Origin of the sequence: Enterobacter sp. Res13-Sevr-PEC09-46 (assembly GCF_015672585.1) — a bacterium.
GTDB lineage: Bacteria > Pseudomonadota > Gammaproteobacteria > Enterobacterales > Enterobacteriaceae > Enterobacter > Enterobacter hormaechei_C.
This window is the reverse complement of the sequence record NZ_JADABR010000004.1, coordinates 25,524-49,767: the sequence shown is the minus strand read 5'-3', so window position 1 is coordinate 49,767 and position 24,244 is coordinate 25,524. Positions and strand designations below refer to the sequence as shown.

Sequence of the window (24,244 nt, the reverse complement as noted above, 5' to 3'; positions counted from 1 at the left end):
CTGCCGCGAACTGTAGGCCGGGTAAGGCGTAGCCGCCACCCGGCATAATTACTTCCCTTTAGCTAAATACTTCGCCATCTCATCCTCCGGCACCATGCCGCCGCCGGTCGCCCACACCAGGTGGGTAACGTTCTCATCGGCATCGACGCGCAGCGGCCCGGCCATCCCCGCCAGCGCCGACGGCTCCAGGCGAATCCCTTCCTCCTGCGCCAGCCAGCCGAGCATGTCGTACATGCTTTGATCGGAGAGGGTATAGAACCCGTCGAGCAGGCGCTCCATCGCGCGGCCCACGAAGCCGGACGCACGCCCTACCGCCAGACCGTCCGCCGCCGTCACGTTATCAATGCCCAGATCCTGCACCGCAATCTCATCGTGCAGCCCGGTATAAACGCCCAGCAGCATACATGGTGAGTGCGTTGGCTCCGCGAAGAAGCAGTGGACGTTATCGCCAAAGGCCAGCTTCAGGCCAAACGCCACGCCGCCGGGGCCACCGCCGACGCCGCACGGCAGGTAGACGTACAGGGGATGATCGGCATCCACCACGCGGCCCTGCTCGGCAAACTGCGCCTTCAGGCGCTCGCCAGCAACCGCATAGCCCAGGAACAGCGTACGGGAGTTTTCATCGTCAATGAAGAAACAGTTCGGATCGCTTTCCGCCGCTTTGCGTCCCTGCTCCACCGCCACGCCGTAATCCTGCTCATATTCCACGACGATCACGCCGTGGCTGCGCAGTTTGGCTTTCTTCCACTCGCGGGCGTCGGCGGACATATGCACCGTCACCTTAAAGCCAATGCGGGCGCTCATAATGCCAATGGACATCCCGAGGTTGCCGGTTGAGCCCACGGCGATGCTGTACTGGCTGAAGAAATCCTTAAAGCGCGGCTCCAGCAGAACGCTGTAGTCGTCTTCGACGCTCAGCAGTCCGGCTTCCAGCGCCAGCTTTTCCGCGTGGGTCAGCACCTCATAGATTCCGCCGCGGGCTTTAATCGAGCCGGAAATCGGCAGATGGCTGTCTTTTTTCAGCAGCAGCGTGCCTGGAATGGCCTTACCGGACTCTTTCTCCAGCCGCGCCTGCATCGCCGGGATCGCGACCAGGTCGGATTCGATAATCCCGCCCGTTGCCGCCGTTTCCGGGAACGCTTTCGCCAGATACGGCGCGAAGCGTTTCAGGCGCGCGTGCGCGTCGTCCACGTCGGCTTTCGTCAGCCCGACATACGGCAATCCTTCCGCCAGCGTCGTGGTGCGCGGGTTAAGCCAGGTGGTTTCTTTCAGGGCAATCAGATCCTCAACCAGAGGAAACTGTGCGGTTAAAGTAGTGATAGTTGCGTTTTCCATAGTACGTCTCTTCGCGCTCAGATAATGAAAGAAAGCAGGAATGCGCCGCCAAGTGCAAGCACCGAGGCGATAAACGTCGCCGTCGTATAGTATTTGAAGGTCTCATTCAGGGTCGCGCCGCAATACTGCTTCACCAGCCAGAAGAGAGAATCGGTCACGATCGTGCAGCCAATAGCGCCGGACCCGATGGCAATGGTGATGATCTCCGGGCTTACGTTCGGGTAGAGCGGCAGCATCGGCGCCACTATCGCCGTGGCACCCATCATCGCTACCGTTGCCGAACCCACGGCGGCGTGCAGCACCAGTGCCACCAGCCAGGCGAGAAGGATAGGGTGCATATGCAGGTTCGAGAGAATATGCGCCAGCGTCTCCGCCAGACCGCTGGTTTTAAGGATGGCGTTGAACGCGCCGCCCGCACCGATAATCAGCAAAATGTTGGCGATAGAGCCGAAGCCGTGCTCGGTGTGCGTCAGCATCGTGCCCATGCCCATATGCTGGCGGATCCCCAGCAGGTAGTAGGCGACAAACACGGCAATAAACATGGCGGTGATCGGGTTGCCGATAAACTCCAGCAGGGTATACAGCGAGCCTTCTTTTGCCATGTTCAGCTCGGCAATGGTTTTCACCAGCATCAGGGCAATCGGCAGCAGCACGGTGAACAGCGTGGCGCTCAGCGACGGCAGCGTGTGTTCTTCCCGCACCTTCAGGTCTGAAAATTCCGCCGGAACCGGCTTATAGGGCAGACGATCGCCGAGCAGCTTCAGGAACAGCGGGCCGCCAACCAGAGACGCCATCAGGCCCACCATCAGACCGTAGACAATCACCGTCCCGACGTCCGCCCCTAATTTATTGGTGACAAACAGCGCGGCCGGATGCGGAGGCACCACGCAGTGCACTGCCATTAGTGCGGTACAGAGCGGAATGGCCAGCTTGAGCAGCGACGTGTTGGTCTTTTTGGCGATGGAAAACGCCAGCGGGATCAGCAGTACCACGCCCACTTCCACAAACAGCGTAATGCCGCAGATCAGGCCGACCAGGACCATAATCACGTCCGCCGACAACCAGCGGCAGCGCTGCAACGTAATCCCGATGCGCTCTGCCGCGCCGGAGACTTCCATCATTTTGCCGAGAATAGTGCCAAGACCGATAACCGCCGCCAGGAAGCCCAGCGTACCGCCAATCCCGCTCTCAATGGCGTTCACCATATCCAGCGGGCTCATCCCCATCATCGCGCCGACGAAAAAGCTTGCCAGCAGCAGCGCGAGGAACGGGTGAAACTTCAGTTTTACGATGGTTAAAACAATCAATACGATGCTGACAAGCAGCGTTGCCACAACCCAGACCTGAGATCCCATATCTCACCTCACCCTTATGTCATCTGGGGGTATTGGACGAAAAAACGGCGTGGGCTGACAAACGATATAAATTGGCGTTCAGATGAGCCAGATTGGATCAACTGAGTGACTGGACTCTAAAAAGCGCACTTAACTCGTATTAGGTTCACATAAATTCATTCTTGAGCGGTATGCTGAACGCAGAAATTACGTATGGGAATTGTGATGACCGATGCGAATGAAGGCAGAAACCGGCTGTTAAACGGCTGGCAGCTGTCGAAAATGTACACCTTTGAAGTGGCCGCCCGGCATGAGTCCTTCGCGCTGGCGGCGGCGGAGCTGTCGCTCAGCCCCAGCGCGGTGAGCCACCGCATAAACCTGCTGGAAGAGGAGCTGGGCATTCAGCTGTTTGTCCGCTCACACCGTAAAGTGGAGCTGACGCAGGAAGGCAAGCGCGTTTACTGGACGCTGAAATCGTCCCTCGACATCCTGAATCAGGAGATCCTGGATATTAAAAACCAGGCGCTGTCAGGTACGCTAACGGTGTACTCCCGGCCGTCGATCGCCCAGTGCTGGCTGGTGCCGATGCTGGGGGATTTTACCCGCCGCTACCCGTCGATTTCACTTACTATTCTGACTGGTAATGATTACGTCAACATGCAGCGAACCGGCATCGATCTGGCGCTCTATTTCGACGATACGCCGCCAAACCACCTTTCTCATCACTTTTTGATGGATGAAGAGATTTTGCCCGTCTGCTCGCCGGCGTATGCCCGGGAGCATGAACTGCTGAAAAACCCCCATAACCTCAGCCACTGCACGTTACTGCACGACCGTCAGGCCTGGAGCAATGATTCCGGTACGGATGAGTGGCTGAGCTGGGCGCAGCATTACGCGGCGAATGTGCCGTTATCATCGGGTATTGGCTTCGATCGCTCTGATTTAGCCATTATCGCGGCCATGAATAATGTGGGGGTGGCGATGGGGAGAAAGCGGCTGGTGCAAAAACGTCTCGAACGAGGGGAGTTGATCGCACCCTTTGATGGGAAAACTCTCAAGTGCCATCAGCATTATTACGTCTCAACGCTTCCCGGCCGTCAGTGGCCGAAAATTGACGCCTTTATCGGCTGGCTAAGAGAGCTGGCGGGTTGAAGAATTATTACGCTTTCGCTCTACACCAAATGTGAAAAAGCGTGCTAAATACAGGTAATGCTTTTGATTTATCCAGGGTAAACCGTGTTAAAGCCTTTTATTGCCACTGCGATCTTACTCTCTTCCGGCTGGGCGATTGCCGCTGAGCCGCCGCTGACGGCTGCCCGTTACGCGCAGATGCTGGGCGTCGGAATGGATGTCGACTGGGCCCGCACCGAGCGCGGTATCCGCGAGTTCGACCCGCTGGTGGTCCGTGATTTCCAGGCGAAAGGCATACGTCATGTCCGTATTCGGGTGGCGGGCGAACCGACGGAAGCGCGGCTGATTCACCTGCGTAAGCTGGTGGAGGCCTGCGAGCAATACGGCGTCATCCCCATCATCGCTTATCAGGCCGATGAATATAAAAACGACCCGAAAGCGGATACCGAAAAAGAGGTGATCAACTGGTGGATTGCCGTGGCGCACTATTTTGGTCAGCGCTCGCCGTTGCTGGGCTTTGACCTGATCTACGAACCGGCGGACAAGCTCAACCACAACCTTGCTTCGCTCAACCGGGTGTATGAGAAAGCGATCAAAGACATTCACGCCATTGATGCCAGCCGCATGATTTTTATCGCCCCTCGTCTGCGCGCCGCGCCGGAGGATTTATCCAGCCTGAAGCTGCCCGCGCACAGCCAGAATTACCTGCTGGCGGAGTGGCATATTTTCCCCTGGGGTCCGCTGAAAACGAACGGCAAATACCCGTGGACGTCCGGAACCGCGGCTGAGAAAGCGGCTATTCGTAACCGAATCAATGCCGCGCTGCACTGGCAACAAAAAACCGGGCATGTGAGCTGGGTTGGCGGCTGGGGCGTGGGCGAATCGAAAAGCCTGACGCCAACCGCCTCGCAGATGGCGTTTGCCACGTTTATGGCGTGCGAGCTGCAACAGGCCAACATCCCGTATGCGATAAACGCCGATGTTCAGTTTTATGACGGGGAAGAGGGGGCGTGGCGGCCTGCCCCAGAGCGGCTATTGCAGGCGATGATTGCGCCCGTCTGTGAAAAGCCCGGCGAGAAGCCGGGCCATCATGCGGTTAAACCGGCTGTTCGTGATGCGGGACACGCGACGCCAGCGGCAGCCAGCACAGCAAAATCAGCAGCCCCATTAGCGTCATCAGCAGGCCTAAACTCGCCTGCCCGGTCTGCGGCATCATAGCCGACAGCCAGGCCAGCGCGCCGGAACCGATGTTCTGCAAACCGCCTACCAGCGCGCCTGCCGTGCCTGCGAGGAACGGGAACGGCTCCATTGCGCCGCTGGTGGCGAGGGGAAACAGCATGCCCGCGCCGAAGAAGAACAGCGCCGCCGGGATGAGCAACGTCCAGACCGACATCACGTCAAACAGCCCCGGGATCCACATCATCAGCCCGGCCAGCAGACAGCTGATCACCGACTGCCACATCAGGGTGGAGAAACGCTTGTTCGGACGTCCGGCGAACCATGCGCCGAAGAACGCCGCTGGGATCGGCAGAATAAACAGAATACTCACCACCATGCTGCTCAGGCCAAGGCCAGCGCCCAGCAGCACGCCGGAACAGGCTTCAAACACCGCAATGCCCGCCAGGCCGCCGATTAGCATCAACAGATAACAGGTAAACGACCCATTACCGAACAGCGTTTTGTAGCTGGCGATGAGCTTCGTGCGCGGCGCGTCCTGTGGGCGGGTTTCCGGCATCCAGCGCGCCATGCTGAAGGTGACTATAATGCACAGCACCAGCAGGAAGGCGTAACAGGCGCGCCAGGACCAGACGGTGTCCAGCAGACCCCCAATCAGCGGGGCCAGCAGCGGGCTGACCAGAATGCCCATATTTAACAGACTGTTGGCGTGACGAAGCTGTGTGCCCTGGTACATATCACGCGGCAGGGTACGCGCCATGACCCCACCAACGCCGGTGCCCACGCCCTGGAGGGCGCTGGCGGCAATCAGTATGGTCAGGCTGTGCGTGGTAATGGCAATCACCGTCGCCACCATGAAAATGCTCATGCCCACCAGAATGACCGGACGACGCCCGACGCGATCGGACAGGGGACCATAAACCAGCTGTGAAACGCCATAGGTCAGCAGATAGGCTGCCATCACGCTCTGGACTGCACCTTCGCGGACGCTCAGATCTTTTGCCATATCGGCAATCGCCGGAATGTAGATGGTTTGTGCCATCTGCCCGACGGCCACCAGTAACACCAGCATCAACAATAAGTTCACGTTCCGTTGCTTTTTCATGTCGCTGAATACTTTTGCCAAAAGAGATAAATAAAGAATAAGTGACTACGCATTCCCATAAATGCGCGAGGAATCTACCACAGAGAGATGACAATTTAAGCATTACTGTGATGAATGACAGAAGACGTGAAGGCAGGATTTGTAAACAAGATCGGCAACTAATGTTGCCAGCGAATTACGCCAGGCGCAGCAGGACCGCACCGGCAGCAATGCCCAGTGCCGCCGCGATGCGCAGGCCAGCAACCTTCTCTTTTAAAAGCACAAATGCGATTAAGGCGCCGAAGAGAATAGAGGTTTCACGCAGCGCTGCGACCACCGCCAGCGGCGCCTGCGTCATCGCCCAGAGTGCCAGACCGTAAGATCCCATCGTCCCGACGCCGCCGAGCAGCCCTTTTTTCCAGTGCAGGCGCAGGTAGCTGGACGCTTCGCGACGCCGCGCCACCATTGCCCAGCTCAGCAGGCAGAAACCGTTCATGAAGAAGGTCCAGAGCGTATAGCCCAGCGCAGTGTCCGAGAGTCGCACACCGGTGCCGTCCACCAGCGTATACCCGGCGATAAAACAGGCGTTCAGCAGCGCCAGCCAGATCCCCTTGCGTGACTGCATGCGGCCATTCATCGCCATCGCCAGAATCGACAGACAAATGACCCCAATGCCGGACCAGGCAAGCCAGGAGAGATGATCCCCGAGCACCATTACGCTGATCAGCGCCACCAGCAGAGGGGCCGTCCCGCGCATAAGGGGGTAGGTCTGGCTCATGTCGGAGACCTGATAGGTTTTTGCCACCAGTACCGTATACACCACCTGTAACGCACAGGAGACGAACAAATATGGCCAGCTTGCGGCAGTTGGCTGAGGAGAGAAGGGCAGTAAAATCAGGGCAATAAGCGCGGCTGAACCGCTGACCCCAATCGCCGAATAGAGCTTATCCGTTCCGGCTTTAACGATGGCGTTCCAGCTGGCATGCAGCAGTGCGGCGAACAGTAAAATGCAGAAAACGGTGATGGTCATGGCGTATCGGTTGGTGAAATGTCATCCAACTGTAACATTCACCCGTTGATGCTGCCAGCCGCTTACACTGCGCAAAAAAGGCGGTGCGTCACCCGGGGTTCGTCTGACACCAGCCTGAAGCCCGCCCGATGGTAAAATCCGTACGCGGTTTCCGGCGCATGGGTATTAAGAAAATCAAACCAGATGCTGGCATCCGCCATCACCACGGTCAAAAGCTGTTTGCCTATGCCCTGCCCACGGCACTTTTCGCTGACGTAGAGATGACGAATACGTCCGGCGCGCGGCTGCTGGCTGAACGGATCGCGATTAAGGCCGCACACGCCCACCAGCCTGCCGTTAAGAAACGCCCCCAGCAGCTTTTCACCCGGCGCGTTAAAGCGGTTTTCACCCCGCTGCCAGTTCTCTTCCAGCCTGCGCAGCATATTGAAATTCAACGCGATACTCTCCGCCTTCAGGGCGATATACCCAGGCTCATCAGGCGTGACAGGCTCAATTAACAGACGCGACATAGCATTCCCTCGTTATTAAAGAGGGGCGGTTGCCCGCCCCTCTCAGGTGCGACTTGAACCTGAATCACCGAACGTATTTCAGGACAGCATCAAGCAGTTGCAATACAGCAACAATGAGTTTGAGGACAAGTATGACCATATCCACGACGCTCATACGCGTCTCCTTTTGGTTAAAAGGAGCACGATGCTGGCGTACCTTTCCGCCGCCTGTGGCCAGCACCTGGATTGACGTAACACAGTGTGCTCACTTCAGGGGTTAAGGCACTGACGGCACCACCCGTTTCAGCCAGGACTTCGTTGCGCCGGTAAACTGCGGCCCCCTCGCTCACTGCGAACACCCTCAGTATAGATAAATACTGTATGCATGAACAGTATTTTATGGACAAAATTTGGAAGGCGATCCATACTTAAAAACGTCAAAATCCGTGCCGGAATTGCGCGTTCGTCTTCGATCGCGTATACTTTTCGCGTTGACGTAACACAGTGTGTTCTGCGGCAACCAACCGCAAAACCCTGATAAAAACCTCGCTTAGGCGGGGTTTTTTGTTTTCAGGGCAGCCCAGAAAAGGTGCTTGTTGACTTATTGGCAATGGGTGCGGCTGGCATGCAGTATGATTCAATGATTAATTTAATAAGTTCTAATAAGCAGTGGTTCTGGTTCTAGGCCACTTATACAAGTTTACGTCTCTCAATACATAAACTCATTCCAGACATCAATACTCTTCTGAAAGTGAAAAAATGGTATCGACTATAATTGCAGTAAATAATAATGAACTAATTTATATTTTTCTTAAATATTTGCGGGGTTAACCCTCCTTAATTTGAATTATTCGATTTTTCATTGTACTATCTATAACCACGCGCATAGTATGGATACATTATGCAGGCATCTGATTATTTAAAGATGAAGTTCCAAAGCGACAGGCAGTTGGCTATTTATGGACAGCAGGGCGTAGCAGGGACATGGAAAGCATTACAGGGGATCGGCTCTGATATTTACTCAGGAATTGAGCGTGTAAGTTGGTACTCATCATGCTTAATCCCCAGCTATCACGATGTGTGTGACGAGCTTCTCTCAGAAGAAAAGAGAATGTACCTCTCAATTCTCTCGCTTTACCGTTATCGCGATGTAATAGCACACATGCTATATCTTTATTTTGAAAGTGTTATTTCCGATTCTGAAAATGGAAATGAAAACAATCGCGTTCGTAAGATGGATTCAAAAGTAACCGGGCTTGTTAATAACATACCGACCAGCAAGGCCGCGCGTTTAGCGATAGCATGGGGTCTGGCCAAATCCCTTTCCGAATCTGGCCTGCTGTCTGAAATCGTCGTCGAACGGCTTGCACGCCGCGTACCTAACGTAGTCATGGCGCTTCAATTGATTGGAACGGAACAGAAGTGCGCTCTTGCTGCTCGTCGCCTGAAAACATTGGACCCTAAGTATTACGCCACCCTCTATGCCGCACAACTGGAGATGCTTTACTACTTTTTTGAGCCTTTCCTGTCTGAACTCATTAAGAAGGTGCAGTTGGGATTCTATAAGGATTTCGATGCAATTTATAAAGACTTAAAGGGCAAGGAGCATGTTTAAAAGTCTGTTATCAATTCTATTAACGGATATTTTATTCCCTGTTTATATTTTTGCGTGCGCCTCTTTGTTCCTGTGGTTGGTACCTGACCACTGGGTCTTACTAACATTCATTGCTATCGTTGTGTTTATTATTGTTCACCCGATGATTTTTGGCCACTTTGATAAATACGATTAAATGTTATTAAAAGGATTTTTATGTCAAACCCAGCTTATTTGTTTTTAACAGATGAAAATGGTTCTCCCATGGTTGGCCCTTGCCTTGTGTCAGGGCGTGAAGGTGCAATTGAACTTAAAACGTTCACTCATAATGTCAACGTCCCGGTCGACGGGAATACCGGGAAATTGACGGGTACGCGTATACACATGCCCATCATGTTTCAAAAAGAATTTGATCGTGTAACCCCGCTTCTCTTTCGCGCATTGAGTACGGGAAGAATGCTCAAGTCAGCCACTATTAAGATGTATCAGATTAATGAGGCGGGTTTTGAACAGGAGTATTTTAATATCTTCCTGGAGAATGTGAAAATAACCTCAATCACACCAGACCTGTATCCCGGCGCAAACACCGGAACCCACCTTGAAACGGTTCTCATACGCTACGAGAAAATCACCTGGAAGCATTGCGACGGCAATGTCATCTATAGTGACACCTGGAATGAGCGAGCAACGTACTGAAACGTGATCCCTGACGCATTTTTGCGCAGATGAAAATATTTCCATTGTCACATCCGAAAACCTGTGTTTGTATAAATTCAATCAATGATTCCAAACACAGGTCCCCAATGACTTCATCCATCTTCACTTCGACCCTACTAAAAACTGCGCAACCTGCCGCAGTGGTCGTCGTGCGTGTGGTGGTGGTCGTCGGCAATGCGCCGTAGGGACTGGATCAACACACGAATCCAAAACCCCGCCGGCGCAAACCGGGCGGGGTTTTTCGTTTAGGACCCTCCCCGGAAGGCTGGCTCAGAAGAAAAGGACTGGAGCATGGCAAGTTCGGGCACAACATCCACCAAGACGCGTTTTACAGGCGCGCAGCTGATTGTTCATTTACTGGAACGACAGGGCATCACCACCGTTGCGGGCATCCCGGGTGGGACCGTACTGCCGCTGTATGATGCGTTAAGCCAAAGCACACAGATCCGCCACGTGCTGGCGCGCCACGAGCAGGGCGCAGGCTTTATCGCTCAGGGCATGGCGCGTACCCAGGGTAAACCGGCGGTCTGTATGGCCTGTAGCGGGCCGGGCGCCACTAACCTGGTGACCGCCATCGCCGACGCGCGTCTCGACTCCATTCCGCTGATCTGCATTACCGGCCAGGTGCCGTCCTCGATGATCGGCACCGATGCGTTCCAGGAAGTCGACACCTACGGCATCTCTATCCCCATCACCAAACATAACTATTTAGTTCGCGATATCAGCGAGCTGCCTCAGGTTATCAGCGATGCGTTCCGCATTGCGCAGTCTGGCCGCCCGGGCCCGGTGTGGATAGACATTCCTAAGGATGTCCAGACCGCAGAAATTGAGATCGACGTTCTGCCGGAGCCGGGTGACCGTGCCCCCGCGCCGGAATTCAGCGCTGAGAGCGTGCGCGATGCGGCGGCGATGATCAACGCCGCCAAACGCCCGGTGCTCTATCTGGGCGGCGGGACGATCAACGCCGCGGATGAAATCCGCCAGTTCGCTGAAAAAGCTAATTTGCCCACCACCATGACCCTGATGGCGCTGGGTATGCTGCCAAAAGCGCACCCGCTCTCTCTCGGCATGCTGGGCATGCACGGCGCGCGCAGCACCAACTACATCCTGCAAGAGGCGGATTTGCTGATAGTTATGGGGGCGCGTTTTGATGACCGGGCGATTGGCAAAACCGAGCAGTTCTGCCCGAACGCCAAAATCATTCACGTGGATATCGACCGCGCCGAGTTGGGTAAAATCAAGCAGCCGCACGTGGCGATCCAGGGCGACGTGGCCGAGGTGCTGGCGCAGCTGATCCCGCAGACGGAGGTAACCGACCGCGCCGACTGGCGCCAGCTGGTGGCCGATCTGCAACGGGAGTTCCCGGGCGCTATCCCAACCGAGAGCGACCCGCTGAGCCACTATGGTCTTATCAACGCCGTTGCCGCCTGCGTGGATGACAGCGCGATTATCACCACCGACGTCGGCCAGCATCAGATGTGGACCGCCCAGGCGTATCCGCTGAACCGCCCGCGTCAGTGGCTGACCTCCGGCGGCCTTGGCACCATGGGCTTCGGCCTGCCAGCAGCGGTTGGCGCGGCGCTCGCCAACCCGGACCGCAAGGTGATCTGCTTCTCCGGTGACGGCAGCCTGATGATGAATATTCAGGAGATGGCGACGGCGGCCGAAAACCAGTTAGACGTCAAAATCATTCTGATGAACAACGAGGCGCTGGGTCTGGTGCACCAGCAGCAGAGCCTGTTCTACAAGCAGGGCGTGTTTGCGGCGACCTATCCGGGGATGATCAACTTTATGCAGATTGCCGCTGGTTTTGGCCTGCACACCTGCGATCTGAACGCCGAAGAAGATGCCCACGCGGCGTTGCAGGATGCGATTTCTCGCCCTGGCCCGGCGCTGATCCACGTGCGTATCGACCCTGAACAAAAAGTGTATCCGATGGTGCCGCCGGGTGCGGCAAATACTGAGATGGTGGGGGAATAAGCCATGCAGAAACAATGTGATAACGTCATTCTGGAACTCACCGTCCGCAACCACCCAGGCGTCATGACCCACGTCTGTGGGCTCTTTGCCCGTCGGGCGTTTAACGTGGAAGGCATTCTGTGCCTGCCGATTCAGGGCAGCGAGCACAGCCGCATCTGGCTACTGGTGAACGACGACCAGCGTCTGGAGCAGATGATGGCGCAGATCGACAAGCTGGAGGACGTCACCAAAGTGGCACGCAACCAGTCCGATCCCACCATGTTTAACAAAATTGCGGTGTTTTTTGAGTAAATCACTTAAGGTAAGAGGCTTTTGCCGGATGGCGCTGCGCTTATCCGGCCTGCAAGGACGTTACACGTAGGCCGGATAAGGCGTTTGCGCCGCCATCCGGCGCGTTCACGCATCAGGATCAAACCATGACCACCATCGCCCTTATCGACGACCACCTTATCGTTCGCTCCGGCTTTGCCCAGCTTTTAAACCTCGAACCGGATTTTCAGGTCGTGGCCGAGTTTGGCTCAGGACGCGAGGCGCTGGCGGGTCTGCCGGGACGCGGGGTGCAGGTCTGTATCTGCGATATCTCAATGCCGGACCTCTCCGGGCTGGAGCTGTTAAGCCAGCTGCCGAAAGGGATGGCGACGATTATGCTCTCGGTCCACGACAGCCCGGCGCTGGTCGAGCAGGCGCTCAACGCGGGGGCGCGCGGGTTTCTCTCTAAACGCTGTAGCCCGGACGAGCTGATTGCCGCCGTGCGTACCGTCTCCACCGGCGGCTGCTACCTGACGCCGGATATTGCCATCAAGCTGGCGGCGGGACGGCAGGATCCGCTCACCAGACGCGAGCGCCAGGTGGCAGAGAAACTTGCCCAGGGCATGTCGGTGAAAGAGATTGCCGTAGAGCTGGGGCTGTCGCCAAAGACCGTTCACGTTCATCGCGCCAACCTGATGGAAAAACTCAACGTCAGTAACGATGTCGAGCTGGCGCGCCGTATGTTTGACAGCTGGCAATGAACTCCCTGTTTTCACGGCTGATCGCCGTCGTCGCCAGCTTTTTTATCTTCTCCGCCGCGTGGTTCTGTCTGTGGAGTATCAGCCTGCATCTTGTCGAGCGCCCGGAGCTGGCGGTGCTGCTGTTCCCCTTTGGCCTGCGGCTGGGGCTAATGCTGCAATGCCCGCGCGGCTACTGGCCGGTGCTGCTGGGCGCAGAGTGGCTGATGCTGATCTGGCTGGCGCAGGAAGTGGCCCTCGCGCACCTGCCTTTATTGATGACCGGAAGCCTGCTCACGCTTATCCCGGTCGCCCTGATTTCCCGCTACCGTCACCAGCGCGACTGGCGCACGCTGCTGCGTCAGGGTGCGGCGCTGATTGCCGCCGCGCTGTTGCAGTCCCTGCCGTGGGTGGGTGAAAAGGAGGGGCTCAACGCCCTGCTGCTGACCCTCACCGGCGGCCTGACGCTGGCCCCGACCTGCCTGGTTTTCTGGCATTACCTTACCAGCACCGTCTGGCAGCCGCTCGGCCCGGCGCTGGTCTCCCAGCCGGTGAACTGGCGCGCCCGGCACCTGATCTGGTATCTGCTGCTGTTTGTGGTGAGCCTGTGGTTGCAGCTTGGTCTGCCCGCTGAATTATCACGCTTCACGCCGTTTTGTCTGGCGCTGCCGATCATCGCCCTTGCCTGGCATTACGGCTGGCAGGGCGCATTGATCGCCACGCTGATGAACGCCATCGCGCTGATTGCCAGCCAGACCTGGCACGATCACCCGGTAGATCTGCTGCTCTCGCTGCTGGCCCAGAGCCTGACCGGGCTGCTGCTCGGCGCGGGCATACAGCGCCTGCGCGAGCTGAACCAGTCTCTGCAAGCCGAGCTGGCGCGCAACCGCCGTCTGGCGGAGCGTCTGCTGGAGACGGAAGAGAGCGTGCGCCAGGAGGTTGCTCGCGAGCTGCACGATGACATCGGCCAGACCATCACCGCCATCCGCACCCAGGCGGGCATTGTTCAGCGCCTGGCGGCAGAAAACGCGGGCGTGAAGCAGGGCGGGGCGCATATCGAACAGCTTTCGCTGGGCGTCTATGATTCCGTTCGTCGCCTGTTAGGGCGGCTGCGCCCGCGCCAGCTTGACGATCTCTCGCTCGAGCAGGCAATACGCTCTCTGATGCGCGAGATGGAGCTGGAGAGCCGCGGGATTGTCAGCCATCTCGACTGGCGCATCAATGAAGCTACCCTGAGCGAAGGCCAGCGCGTGACCCTTTTCCGCGTCTGCCAGGAAGGGCTGAACAACATCGTCAAACACGCCAGCGCCAGCGCGGTAACGATCCAGGGCTGGCAGCAGGACGAGCGCCTGATGCTGGTGATTGAAGACGACGGCTGCGGCCTGCCGCCGGGCTCCGGCCAGCAGGGGTTTGGCCTGGCGGGCATGCGCGAGCGCGTAAAGGCGCTGGGCGGCACGCTGAACATCTCCTGCACCCACGGGACGCGCGTCAGCGTCAGTTTGCCGTTAAGGACGCACCATGTTTAAAACCCCCGCCAGCGCAGCCCCATTAAGCAACAAAGCGGAAATCGACTCCCGCTACCGCTACTGGCGTCGCCATATCCTGATTACCATCTGGCTCGGCTACGCGCTGTTCTATTTCACCCGCAAAAGCTTCAACGCCGCCGCGCCGGAAATCCTCGCCAGCGGCGTGATGACGCGCACCGATATCGGCCTGCTGGCGACGCTGTTTTACATCACCTACGGCCTGTCGAAGTTCTTCTCCGGCATCGTCAGCGACCGCTCCAACGCGCGCTATTTTATGGGCGTTGGGCTGATCGCCACCGGCGTGGTGAACATCCTGTTTGGTTTCTCCACCTCGCTGTGGGCCTTTGCCCTGCTGTGGGCGCTGAACGCCTTTTTCCAGGGCTGGGGCGCGCCGGTCTGCGCCCGCCTGCTCACCGCCTGGTACTCGCGCAACGAGCGCGGCGGCTGGTGGGCGATATGGAATACCGCGCATAACGTCGGCGGGGCGCTGATCCCGATGGTGGTGGGTGCCGCAGCGCTGCACTACGGCTGGCGCGCGGGGATGATGATTGCCGGTGGCCTCGCGATTGTCGCCGGGCTGTTCCTCTGCTGGCGCCTGCGCGACAGGCCGCAAACCGTCGGCCTGCCGCCGGTGGGAGACTGGCGGCACGACGAGATGGAGATCGCCCAGCAGCAGGAAGGGGCCGGGCTGTCCCGTCAGGAGATCCTCACCAAATACGTGCTGAAAAACCCCTACATCTGGCTGCTGTCGCTCTGCTACGTGCTGGTCTACGTGGTGCGCGCGGCCATCAACGACTGGGGCAACCTGTACATGTCCGAAACTCTCGGCGTGGACCTGGTGACCGCCAACTCGGCGGTGACCATGTTTGAATTGGGCGGGTTTATCGGCGCGCTGGTGGCGGGCTGGGGCTCGGACAAGCTGTTCAACGGCAACCGCGGTCCGATGAACCTGATTTTTGCCGCCGGGATTTTGCTCTCCGTCGGGTCGCTGTGGTTGATGCCGTTCGCCAGCTACGTGATGCAGGCGGCGTGCTTCTTCACCATCGGTTTTTTCGTCTTTGGCCCGCAGATGCTGATCGGCATGGCGGCGGCGGAGTGTTCCCACAAAGAGGCGGCAGGCGCGGCGACGGGCTTTGTCGGGCTGTTTGCCTACCTTGGCGCATCGCTCTCCGGCTGGCCGCTGGCGCGGGTGATCGACGTCTGGCACTGGAGCGGGTTCTTCGCGGTGATCGCCATCGCGGCGGGCATCTCCGCCCTGCTGTTGCTGCCGTTTTTGCACGCGCAGGCACCGCGCGAAGCGTGACGCGCCTCACCTTTTGCTGCCGAGACGCGCAAAACTAAGAAATTTTCCCGGTTTCACCTGGACGCTGTCTCAGGCATCTCTCCTGGCTGGTTTTTACAATGCTGCAAAAATCAGCTCAGGAGTAACTCAGTCATGCTGGCCTTCTTAAATCAGGTGCGCAAGCCGACCCTGGATCTGCCGCTCGACGTGCGGCGCAAGATGTGGTTCAAACCGTTCATGCAGTCCTATCTGGTGGTCTTCATCGGCTACCTGACCATGTACCTGATCCGCAAAAACTTTAACATCGCGCAGAACGACATGATCTCGACCTACGGGCTGAGCATGACGCAGCTGGGGATGATTGGCCTGGGCTTCTCCATCACCTACGGCGTGGGGAAAACGGTTGTGTCCTACTACGCGGACGGCAAAAACACCAAGCAGTTCCTGCCGTTTATGCTGATCCTCTCCGCCATCTGTATGCTCGGCTTCAGCGCCAGCATGGGCGCGGGCTCCGTCAGCCTGTTCCTGATGATCGCCTTCTACGCCCTGAGCGGATTCTTCCAGAGTACCGGCGGGTCGTGCAGCTACTCCACCATCACCAAATGGACCCCGCGCCGCAAGCGGGGTTCGTACCTCGGCATGTGGAACATCTCCCACAACCTCGGCGGAGCGGGCGCGGCCGGCGTGGCGCTGTTCGGTGCGAACTACCTGTTCGACGGCCACGTGATTGGCATGTTTATCTTCCCGTCGATTATCGCCCTGATTGTCGGCTTTATCGGCCTGCGCTACGGCAGCGATTCCCCGGAATCCTACGGCCTCGGCAAAGCTGAAGAGCTGTTCGGGGAGGAGATCAGCGAGGAGGACAAAGAGACCGAAGAAAACGAGATGTCCAAATGGCAGATCTTTGTTGAGTACGTGCTGAAAAACAAAGTGATCTGGCTGCTCTGCTTCTCGAACATCTTCCTGTACGTGGTGCGTATCGGTATCGACCAGTGGTCCACCGTGTATGCCTTCCAGGAGCTGAAGCTCTCGAAAGAGGTGGCGATTCAGGGCTTCACTCTGTTCGAGGTGGGCGCGCTGGTCGGCACCCTGCTGTGGGGCTGGCTCTCGGACCTCGCCAACGGCCGTCGCGCGCTGGTGGCCTGCGTCGCGCTGGCGCTGATTATCGCCACGCTCGGCGTTTACCAGCACGCCAGCAACCAGTACGTTTACCTGGCGTCGCTGTTTGCGCTCGGCTTCCTGGTGTTCGGTCCGCAACTGCTGATCGGCGTGGCGGCGGTTGGCTTTGTGCCGAAAAAAGCGATCGGCGCAGCCGATGGGATTAAGGGCACCTTCGCCTACCTGATCGGCGACAGCTTCGCCAAGCTCGGTCTGGGCATGATCGCCGACGGCACGCCAATTTTCGGCCTCACCGGCTGGGCGGGCACCTTCGCCGCGCTGGATGCGGCAGCGATTGGCTGTATCGTCCTGATGGCGATGGTTGCGGTGCTGGAAGAGCGTAAGATCCGCCGCGAGAATCGTGCGCAGAAATTAAAAGTAGCCTGAGTGTGCAGGTAACTTCTTTGCCCGGTGTGTGATGCCGGGCTTTTTTATTTTTCACGGCCTGCCTTTTACCTTTACCCCGCTTTACACACCCGCCCCTCTCCATGCTCTACAGTTTTTTTGCTGCCGCCTTTCGTGCAGCCTTAGCCCCTTTTGCTAACGGAGAGCTTGCATGTTGACCCGACGATTGTCCTGCCTGGCGCTGTTGATGGCGCTGGCCTCCCCCGCAATGGCCGCGGATGCCCCCACCTACGGCGAGAAGCTGGAAGGTTTTGACTACGGCTGGCCGGTAAAACACTTTACCTTTACCTCGCAGAACCAGCCTCTGGATATGGCTTACCTGGACGTGAAGCCGGAAAAACCCAACGGCCGCACCGTGGTGCTGATGCACGGCAAAAACTTCTGCGCTGGCACCTGGGACGGCACGATCCGCGCGCTTTCAGCCAGCGGGTATCGCGTGATCGCACCCGACCAGATCGGCTTCTGCAAATCCACCAAGCCGGAGCATTATCAGTACACCTTCCAGCAGCTGGCGGATAACACCCACGCGCTGCTGAAAACGCTCGGCGTTGATCGCGTGACGGTCATCGGCCACTCGACCGGCGGCATGCTGGCGACCCGCTACGCGCTGATGTGGCCGCAGCAGGTGGAGCAGCTGGTGATGGTGAACCCAATAGGGCTTGAAGACTGGAAAGCGCGCGGCGTGCCGCATATTACGGTCGACCAGTGGTACCAGCGTGAGCTGAAGGTCAGTGCCGACGGTGTTCGTCAGTACGAGAAAAACACCTACTACGCCGGGGAGTGGAAGCCGGAGTACGAGCGCTGGGTCACCATGCTTGCCGGGCTGAACAACGGGCCGGGCAAAGCGCGCGTGGCGTGGAACTCGGCGCTGCTCTACGACATGATTTATACCCAGCCGGTCGTCTATGAATTTAACGAGCTGAAGATGCCAGTATTATTGATGATCGGCACGAAGGACAACACCGTCATCGGGAAAGATCTCGCCCCACCGGAGATCCGCAAGACGCTCGGTAACTACGCGGTGCTGGGCAAAGAGACGGCGAAGCGTATCCCGCACGCGACGCTGGTTGAATTTAACGACATGGGCCACGCGCCGCAGATGCAGGATCCAGCCCGCTTCCACGAGGCGCTGCTGAAAGGGCTTCAGGCGCGCTGACTGGTCTCCAGCAACAGCCCGCGCAGCCACGCCTGCGCGGGGTTGCGGTGCGTTCTGCCGTGCCAGGCCATGCTTTTGGTAAAACCGGGCACGGGAACCGGCGTCTCGCAGACGAACATCCCCGTCTGCTTTTCCGCTATGCGTGATGGCACAACGGCAATCATATCGCTGAGGGCCAGCACGTCCGGCAGGACTAAAAAGTTACTCACCGATAAGCCAACATGCCGCGTTCGGCCAGTTTTCTCCAGCGCGCCATCCGTTACGCCGCGAAAACCGTCGCCCTCGTAAGAGACCAGCACATGCTCCAGGGCGCAAAACCGGTCTAACGTCATGGGCTGTCCGGCATCCGGATGGTCGGCACGCATCATGCAAACGTACCGTTCATCATAAAGCGCCCGGCTGTGAAGCTCATCTGGCGTGGTGTGCGGGGTGATCAGCGCCACGTCGACAGAGCCTTGTTCGAGCTGGCTGACCAGACGGTCAGATTCCACAGGCACCACGCGCACGCGAATACCCGGCGCCTGTACCTTAAGCGCAGCGATAAACGGCACGACGACCGCGCGCAGGGCGTAGTCGGTCGCGGCAAGCGTGAAGGTGAACGTTGCGGTGAGCGGATCAAAGGCGATCGGCTGAAGCAGCTCGTCGATATCTGCCAGAATGCGTTTGACGGGAGCCGCCATCGCTTCCGCCCGGGTGGTAGGCACGATGCCGTGCGGCGCGCGGATAAACAGCGGGTCTTCAAAGTAATCCCGCAGGCGGTTAAGCATGCCGCTTACCGCTGGCTGGGTCAGGGCAAGACGCGCCGCCGCGCGGGTGACGCTGCGTTCGTCCAGCAGGGCATCCAGCGTTTTCAGCAGGTTAAGATCCAGCGTGCGCAGATCCGCTTTCATGACGTTTTTCCACCTCTTTTCCGTTTACTATTATGGCGCTGCCCGCTGTTGACGCACTGCGTTTCCCGCTATGATGGGCGGCTAGTCTAAGGAGAACGCATGGTCTGGATAATGCTGGCAACGCTTGCCGTGGTGTTTGTGGTTGGATTTCGTGTCCTGACCTCAGACTCCCGCCGCGCCATCAAACGTTTAAGCGAGCGGCTGGGGATCACCCCGATGCCGGTCGAGTCGATGATTGACCAGTTCGGTAAAACGCCGGGCAATGAGTTTATCCGCTATCTTGAACGCCCCGACGAGGCGCATCTGCTAAATGCCGCTCAGGTGCTGCTGATCTGGCAGGTCTGCATCGTCGACGCCAGCGAAGAGAATCTGCATACCTGGCACCGCATGCTGCGTAAAGCCCGTCTGGCCGCGCCGATCACCGACGCGCAAATCCGCCTCGCGCTCGGCTTTATGCGCGAGATAGAGCCTGACCCGCAGGAGCTTAACGCCTTCCAGCTGCGCTACAACCAGCTTTTCCTGCCGGAAGAGGGCGTGTTTTACCTGCACTGATATCACGAAACGTGATGAAGAGTATAAAGCATCGTCATTAGATTTATATCACCCGCAGGCGCACCATCACCTTATCAACTAACCGATGAGGTGAACCATGAAACAATCCGCCATTATCTGGCCGAACGACTACCTGCCCGGCACCACCGATAACTTTGCCTCCAACGAAATCATCGTCGCCGGGCTGAGCGCAAAAGAGATTTGGGCGCAGCTCAACGACACCACCCTGTGGCCGAACTACTACAGCAACGCCGAAGATATCCGTTTTCACGACGGCAGCGGCCCGGCGCTGAGCGCCAACGCCCGCTTCCGCTTCACCACCTTTGGCTTTCCGGTTGAGGCGCAGGTGACGGAGTATGTTCCGCCCGTGGAGGGCGAAGCCGCGCGTATCGCGTGGCACGGCTGGGTAGAAGGGGATGCAAATTCGCGTCTGGACGTGATCCACGCCTGGCTGTTTGAAGACCTGCCGGGAAACCGCGTGCGCATTCTGACTCAGGAGTCGCAGAAAGGCGTGCCGGCGCAGGAATTAGCGCGCACGGTGCCGAACCCAATGATTAACGGGCATCAGGAGTGGATTGTCGGGTTGGCGAATGCCGCTCTTAAGGCTCGCGGGTAATTTTGCCCGGTAAGCAAAGCGCCGCCCGGCATTAAAAAACGACAAAAGTTGTCGAAACGTTAAATTCGTCACACTTTTGATGATAAACTGCGCGACTTTTCCGCACGTTTTTATCTTCAGGTGATGCCATGACAGAACATACCCAGCCCACGACTACACCGCAGGCCAAAGAGGTTTCACGCCCCAACTGGTCGGCGGTTTTCTCCGTGGCATTTTGCGTCGCCTGCCTGATCACCGTCGAGTTCCTGCCGGTCAGCCTGCTGACGCCGATGGCGCAGGATCTGGGCATTTCCGAGGGCGTGGCGGGGCAGTCCGTGACCGTCACCGCGTTTGTGGCGATGTTCGCCAGCCTGTTTATCACCCAGGCGATCGGCACCATCGACCGCCGCAAGGTGGTCATTCTGTTCAGCGTGCTGCTGACGCTCTCCTGCCTGCTGGTCTCTTTCGCTGAAAGCTTCACCCTGCTGCTGCTCGGCCGTGCCTGTCTGGGGCTGGGATTAGGCGGCTTCTGGGCGATGTCCGCCTCGCTGACCATGCGCCTGGTGCCCGCGCGTACGGTGCCAAAAGCCTTGTCCGTTATCTTCGGTGCGGTCTCGATCGCGCTGGTGATCGCCGCGCCGCTGGGCAGTTTCCTCGGTGGAATTATCGGCTGGCGCAACGTCTTTAACGCGGCGGCGGTGATGGGCGTGCTGTGCATAATCTGGGTGTGGAAGGCGCTGCCGTCCCTTCCGGGGGAAGCGGCGCACCACAAACAGAACATGTTCGCGCTGCTGAAGCGCCCGGGCGTGCTGGCGGGGATGACCGCCATCTTCATGGCCTTTGCCGGGCAGTTTGCTTTCTTCACCTATATCCGCCCGGTGTATATGACCATGGCGGGCTTTGACGTGGACGGCCTGACGCTGGTGCTCCTGAGCTTCGGGATCGCCAGTTTTGTCGGCACCTCGCTGTCGTCCCAGTTCCTGAAGCGCTCCCTGAAGGTGGCGCTGGCGGGTGCCCCGCTGGTGCTGGCGATCAGCGCCGCGGTGCTGGTGTTGTGGGGCAGCGATAAGTGGGTGGCTTCGGCGATCGCGATTATCTGGGGCTTTGCCTTTGCGCTGGTGCCGGTGGGCTGGTCGACGTGGATCACCCGCTCGCTTGCCGATCAGGCGGAAAAAGCCGGGTCGATTCAGGTGGCGGTGATCCAGCTGGCGAATACCTGCGGCGCGGCGGTGGGCGGCGTAGCGCTCGACCACCTGGGGCTGACCTCCCCGCTGGTAATTTCCGGCACGCTGATGCTGCTGACCGCGCTGCTGGTGGCGGGGAAGGTTAAGGCGAAGTAGTGCTTTTCTCCCTCTCCCGTGGGAGAGGGTTGGGGTGAGGGCATCAGGCTACGCCGATGTCTGAACCCGTCTTCTCGAATCCATCGAAATCAACACCACCGACGACACAATCAGCAGCGTCCCCAGCCAGTCCGGCAGGGTGAATGCCACCCCCAGCAACACCACCGACAGCAGCGCGCTGCTCAGCGGCTCGGCGCAGCTCAGAATGCTCGCCTTCGGCCCGCCGATCATCTGTGCGCCTTTCAGATACAGGCTGAACGTCAGCGCGGTGCCTATCACCACCAGGTAGAAAAACGCCAGCAGCAGGCCGCCGTCGATCACGAAGGTGGTGCCGCGTCCGGCGTAGAACGGCGTCAGCATTAATCCCGCAATCAACATACTCCAGCCGACAATCGGCAGCGTGCCGTAGCGGGCGATAAGCGTCGACGGGTACGTCGTATAAAACGCCGCGGCAAACGCCGAGGCGATACCGAAGAACAGCGCGGCCGGCGAGATGGAGAGCGACGTCGGGTCGCCGTGGGTTACCAGCAGGAAGGTACCCACAAGCGACGTGAAAATCGCGGATAAGACAAATATGCCGGGACGCGTTTTCCGCGCCAGCGCAAACCATGCCACGATAATGGTCGGCGACAGAAACTGGAGCACGGTGGCCGTCGCGGCGTTGGATTTTTCAATTGTCAGCAGGAAGGTGAGCTGCACGGTGAGCGCGCCAGCCAGCGAGAAAAACAGCAGGCTGAGGGCGTCTTTGCGGTTTTTGATGACCGAGAAAATCTTGTCGCCGTGAACGAAGGAGAGCGTCAGCAGGATCACGCCGGTAAACAGCAGACGAACCATGGTCAGGTAAGGCGAAGAGATGTGGCTTTTCTCCATGATGTACTGCGCGCAAACCCCGGAACTGCCCCATAAAACGGCGGCGATCAGGACGTTGAGCATCCCTTTGCGTGTGGAACCCATGTTCTCCCCTGTTATGTTGGTTTTTTTGTAGCATAACATGGGATCTTGCCGGGTGGCGCTACGCTTACCCGGCCTACAAAACCTTGTAGGCCCGTGCAAGCGCAGCGCCGCCGGGCGAAACAAACGACGCTCTACTAGAACCACGCCTCCCACATCGCGCCGACGTTGAAGTCGTCCAGCGTTTCATCTTTGGTGTTGTTCACGCGCGCGGTACGTTCGTTATCCACCTTGCCGCCGGTCACGTAGAAGCGCAGCATCGGACGGAACTCCGGCCCCATGGCGATAGACATGTTCTGCGACAGGGTCAGCTTCCAGCCCTTGTTGTCGCCGCCGTTGTCGTAATCCACGTGCTGCCAGCCCGCTTCCAGCCAGGTGGAGTGAACGTCGTTCCACCAGTGCATCGGGCGCACGATGGCGTTGTAGTTCTTGCGGTTGTCGGTCTTATCGCGGCTGTTGTCGTAGTCGTGGAAGGCGAGGAGGTACTCCACCTGCGTCGCCTGGGTGAATTTGTACAGCCCTTCGAAGCTGGCGTAGACTGTGGTCAGATCCTCGGTTTTGTTGAACACGCTGTTGTCCGCGTTATCGGAGTAGCGGGCAATCACCTTGTTCACGCCGCTGTCGTTGGTGTGGCTCAGCACCACGCCGCCCTGCCAGGCGTTCAGACGTTCGTCGCTCTCCACCGCTTTCGAGTCAAAGCCGTAGTTGGCGTACAGCTCCAGATCCAGCGGACCGAGCTTCATACCGTGGATTTTAGACGTCGCGGCGTAGTTGCCTTTGTCGCCCGTGCCGGACCCGCCGGTACAGGTGATGCGCGACGGGTTCGCTTCGTCCTCCATCACTTCCGGGCTACAGGATTCCACCGCTGCCACGGCGGCCACGTCAAACTGCACGCCGCCGATGTCGAAGTTCTTCACCCCGGCGCCCTGACCGTCGTGGTTCATCCAGAAGTAATCGTTGATGCCCTGCTGCGGACGCTGGTGGAAGTCGCGACCCGCCCAGAAGTAGGCGTTCGGGTTGGAGGCCATAATGTTGGTCACGCCGGCGTAGGCTTTCTTGAGGTTAACTTCGTCGCCCCAGTGGTCGATCATCACGTTGATGTCCCAGATGGCGCCGTTTTCGCCCTTGAAGGCTTTAGAGAGCTGGAACTCGCCGCCGTTGCCTTCGTTACCCAGACGACCAATAGCGGACGCGCCGTTGTAGGAGCCGTCCACCGCCACGTATTTCTGATCGGCAGCCTGGAAGTGCGCGCCGTAGCGGGCGTAGCCGGTAAATTTAACCCCGAACGGGATCGCCATATCCGGAGATTGCGCCGCGCTCTGCGGCTCGGTCACCACGTCCGCTTTTTTCGCGACCGCCGCGTCCATTTTGGCCTGACGTTCTGCCAGGGCTTTATCCACCGCTTTTGCCACAATGGCGTCGATTTGCTCCTGCGTAAATTCCTGTGCGAGCACGGAAATTGGGCAAAGCGCGGCGATAACCGCCATGGTTAATGGAAGTTTTTTAATCGTATTCATGGTTATCTCAATATAGT

General features: G+C 58.3%; 23 protein-coding genes and 1 pseudogene. 15 read left to right on the top strand and 9 right to left on the bottom strand.

What is annotated here, in order from left to right; all coding sequences use genetic code 11:
- Positions 1-48: 48 nt before the first annotated feature.
- Together dsdA and dsdX are read right to left on the bottom strand one after the other, a co-directional pair.
- Complete coding sequence (gene dsdA, locus IMQ56_RS00965; RefSeq protein WP_196063558.1) at positions 49-1,335, bottom strand: D-serine ammonia-lyase; 1,287 nt, start codon at positions 1,333-1,335, stop codon at positions 49-51.
- Positions 1,336-1,352: 17 nt separating this feature from the next.
- Positions 1,353-2,690, bottom strand: a complete 1,338-nt coding sequence (gene dsdX / locus IMQ56_RS00960) for a D-serine transporter DsdX (protein WP_196063557.1) — start codon at positions 2,688-2,690, stop codon at positions 1,353-1,355.
- Between the two features lie 204 nt (positions 2,691-2,894).
- Between dsdX and dsdC the strand changes: the two genes are divergently transcribed.
- Both dsdC and IMQ56_RS00950 read left to right on the top strand, forming a co-directional pair.
- The gene (gene dsdC, locus IMQ56_RS00955) at positions 2,895-3,821 is read left to right on the top strand and encodes a DNA-binding transcriptional regulator DsdC (RefSeq protein WP_196063563.1); all 927 of its coding nucleotides are present in this window, start codon (positions 2,895-2,897) and stop codon (positions 3,819-3,821) included.
- An 84-nt stretch (positions 3,822-3,905) separates the two neighbouring features.
- A pseudogene (locus IMQ56_RS00950) lies at positions 3,906-4,991 on the top strand (cellulase family glycosylhydrolase); the annotation flags it as partial.
- On the opposite strand, the gene emrD reads toward IMQ56_RS00950, so the two are convergent.
- The 4 genes from emrD to tisB all read right to left on the bottom strand — a co-directional run bounded on the left by emrD (position 4,897) and on the right by tisB (position 7,753).
- Positions 4,897-6,081 (bottom strand): multidrug efflux MFS transporter EmrD, encoded by a 1,185-nt coding sequence (gene emrD / locus IMQ56_RS00945; RefSeq protein ID WP_023298963.1) that lies wholly within the window; start codon positions 6,079-6,081, stop codon positions 4,897-4,899. The pseudogene IMQ56_RS00950 and the gene emrD overlap by 95 nt on opposite strands.
- A 175-nt stretch (positions 6,082-6,256) precedes the next feature.
- The gene (locus tag IMQ56_RS00940; RefSeq protein WP_045338711.1) at positions 6,257-7,090 is read right to left on the bottom strand and encodes a DMT family transporter; all 834 of its coding nucleotides are present in this window, start codon (positions 7,088-7,090) and stop codon (positions 6,257-6,259) included.
- A gap of 62 nt (positions 7,091-7,152) precedes the next feature.
- A complete protein-coding gene (locus IMQ56_RS00935; protein ID WP_003861064.1) occupies positions 7,153-7,599 on the bottom strand; it encodes a GNAT family N-acetyltransferase in 447 nt (148 codons plus the stop codon).
- 64 nt (positions 7,600-7,663) lie between these two features.
- Entirely contained in the window at positions 7,664-7,753 is a 90-nt protein-coding gene (tisB, locus tag IMQ56_RS00930) for a type I toxin-antitoxin system toxin TisB (protein ID WP_017383683.1), read from the bottom strand.
- A 726-nt stretch (positions 7,754-8,479) separates the two neighbouring features.
- Here tisB and IMQ56_RS00925 point away from each other — a divergent pair.
- From IMQ56_RS00925 to IMQ56_RS00880, 10 genes are all read left to right on the top strand, one after another.
- A complete protein-coding gene (locus IMQ56_RS00925; RefSeq protein WP_033487021.1) occupies positions 8,480-9,193 on the top strand; it encodes a hypothetical protein in 714 nt (237 codons plus the stop codon).
- A gap of 195 nt (positions 9,194-9,388) precedes the next feature.
- Positions 9,389-9,868 (top strand): type VI secretion system tube protein TssD, encoded by a 480-nt coding sequence (gene tssD, locus IMQ56_RS00920; RefSeq protein WP_047734912.1) that lies wholly within the window; start codon positions 9,389-9,391, stop codon positions 9,866-9,868.
- Positions 9,869-9,975: 107 nt separating this feature from the next.
- A complete protein-coding gene (gene ivbL, locus IMQ56_RS00915; protein WP_057979964.1) occupies positions 9,976-10,074 on the top strand; it encodes an ilvB operon leader peptide IvbL in 99 nt (32 codons plus the stop codon).
- A 106-nt stretch (positions 10,075-10,180) separates the two neighbouring features.
- Positions 10,181-11,869 carry an acetolactate synthase large subunit gene (gene ilvB / locus IMQ56_RS00910; RefSeq protein ID WP_064489731.1) on the top strand — a complete coding sequence of 563 codons (1,689 nt, stop codon included), beginning with the start codon at positions 10,181-10,183 and terminating at the stop codon, positions 11,867-11,869.
- Positions 11,870-11,872: 3 nt separating this feature from the next.
- Positions 11,873-12,160, top strand: a complete 288-nt coding sequence (gene ilvN / locus IMQ56_RS00905) for an acetolactate synthase small subunit (protein WP_015570113.1) — start codon at positions 11,873-11,875, stop codon at positions 12,158-12,160.
- A gap of 125 nt (positions 12,161-12,285) precedes the next feature.
- Positions 12,286-12,879, top strand: a complete 594-nt coding sequence (gene uhpA, locus IMQ56_RS00900; protein ID WP_003861054.1) for a transcriptional regulator UhpA — start codon at positions 12,286-12,288, stop codon at positions 12,877-12,879.
- Positions 12,876-14,381, top strand: coding sequence for a signal transduction histidine-protein kinase/phosphatase UhpB (uhpB, locus tag IMQ56_RS00895; RefSeq protein WP_015570112.1), 1,506 nt, complete (start codon positions 12,876-12,878; stop codon positions 14,379-14,381). Before uhpA ends, uhpB begins: the two co-directional genes overlap by 4 nt.
- Positions 14,374-15,684, top strand: coding sequence for an MFS transporter (locus IMQ56_RS00890; RefSeq protein WP_039269389.1), 1,311 nt, complete (start codon positions 14,374-14,376; stop codon positions 15,682-15,684). Before uhpB ends, IMQ56_RS00890 begins: the two co-directional genes overlap by 8 nt.
- Positions 15,685-15,816: 132 nt before the next feature.
- Entirely contained in the window at positions 15,817-17,208 is a 1,392-nt protein-coding gene (gene uhpT / locus IMQ56_RS00885) for a hexose-6-phosphate:phosphate antiporter (RefSeq protein WP_006808805.1), read from the top strand.
- Between the two features lie 169 nt (positions 17,209-17,377).
- Positions 17,378-18,382, top strand: coding sequence for an alpha/beta hydrolase (locus IMQ56_RS00880; protein WP_086625981.1), 1,005 nt, complete (start codon positions 17,378-17,380; stop codon positions 18,380-18,382).
- Here the strand turns inward: IMQ56_RS00880 and IMQ56_RS00875 are convergent.
- Positions 18,370-19,272, bottom strand: coding sequence for a LysR family transcriptional regulator (locus IMQ56_RS00875; RefSeq protein WP_045338706.1), 903 nt, complete (start codon positions 19,270-19,272; stop codon positions 18,370-18,372). The two genes, IMQ56_RS00880 and IMQ56_RS00875, sit on opposite strands and share 13 nt — an antisense overlap.
- A gap of 99 nt (positions 19,273-19,371) precedes the next feature.
- On the opposite strand from IMQ56_RS00875, the gene IMQ56_RS00870 reads away from it, so the two are divergent.
- The 3 genes from IMQ56_RS00870 (at position 19,372) to nepI (ending at position 21,759) form a co-directional block, all read left to right on the top strand.
- A complete protein-coding gene (locus tag IMQ56_RS00870) occupies positions 19,372-19,824 on the top strand; it encodes a DUF1198 domain-containing protein (protein ID WP_045333531.1) in 453 nt (150 codons plus the stop codon).
- A 97-nt stretch (positions 19,825-19,921) separates the two neighbouring features.
- Positions 19,922-20,440 carry an SRPBCC domain-containing protein gene (locus tag IMQ56_RS00865; RefSeq protein WP_017694007.1) on the top strand — a complete coding sequence of 173 codons (519 nt, stop codon included), beginning with the start codon at positions 19,922-19,924 and terminating at the stop codon, positions 20,438-20,440.
- 128 nt (positions 20,441-20,568) lie between these two features.
- Positions 20,569-21,759: a purine ribonucleoside efflux pump NepI gene (nepI, locus tag IMQ56_RS00860; protein WP_015570108.1), complete on the top strand. Its 1,191-nt coding sequence runs from the start codon at positions 20,569-20,571 to the stop codon at positions 21,757-21,759.
- A gap of 48 nt (positions 21,760-21,807) precedes the next feature.
- On the opposite strand, the gene IMQ56_RS00855 is transcribed toward nepI, so the two are convergent.
- Complete coding sequence (locus IMQ56_RS00855; protein ID WP_032103766.1) at positions 21,808-22,713, bottom strand: EamA family transporter; 906 nt, start codon at positions 22,711-22,713, stop codon at positions 21,808-21,810.
- A gap of 134 nt (positions 22,714-22,847) precedes the next feature.
- Positions 22,848-24,227, bottom strand: coding sequence for a carbohydrate porin (locus IMQ56_RS00850; RefSeq protein ID WP_040117018.1), 1,380 nt, complete (start codon positions 24,225-24,227; stop codon positions 22,848-22,850).
- Positions 24,228-24,244: the final 17 nt, after the last annotated feature.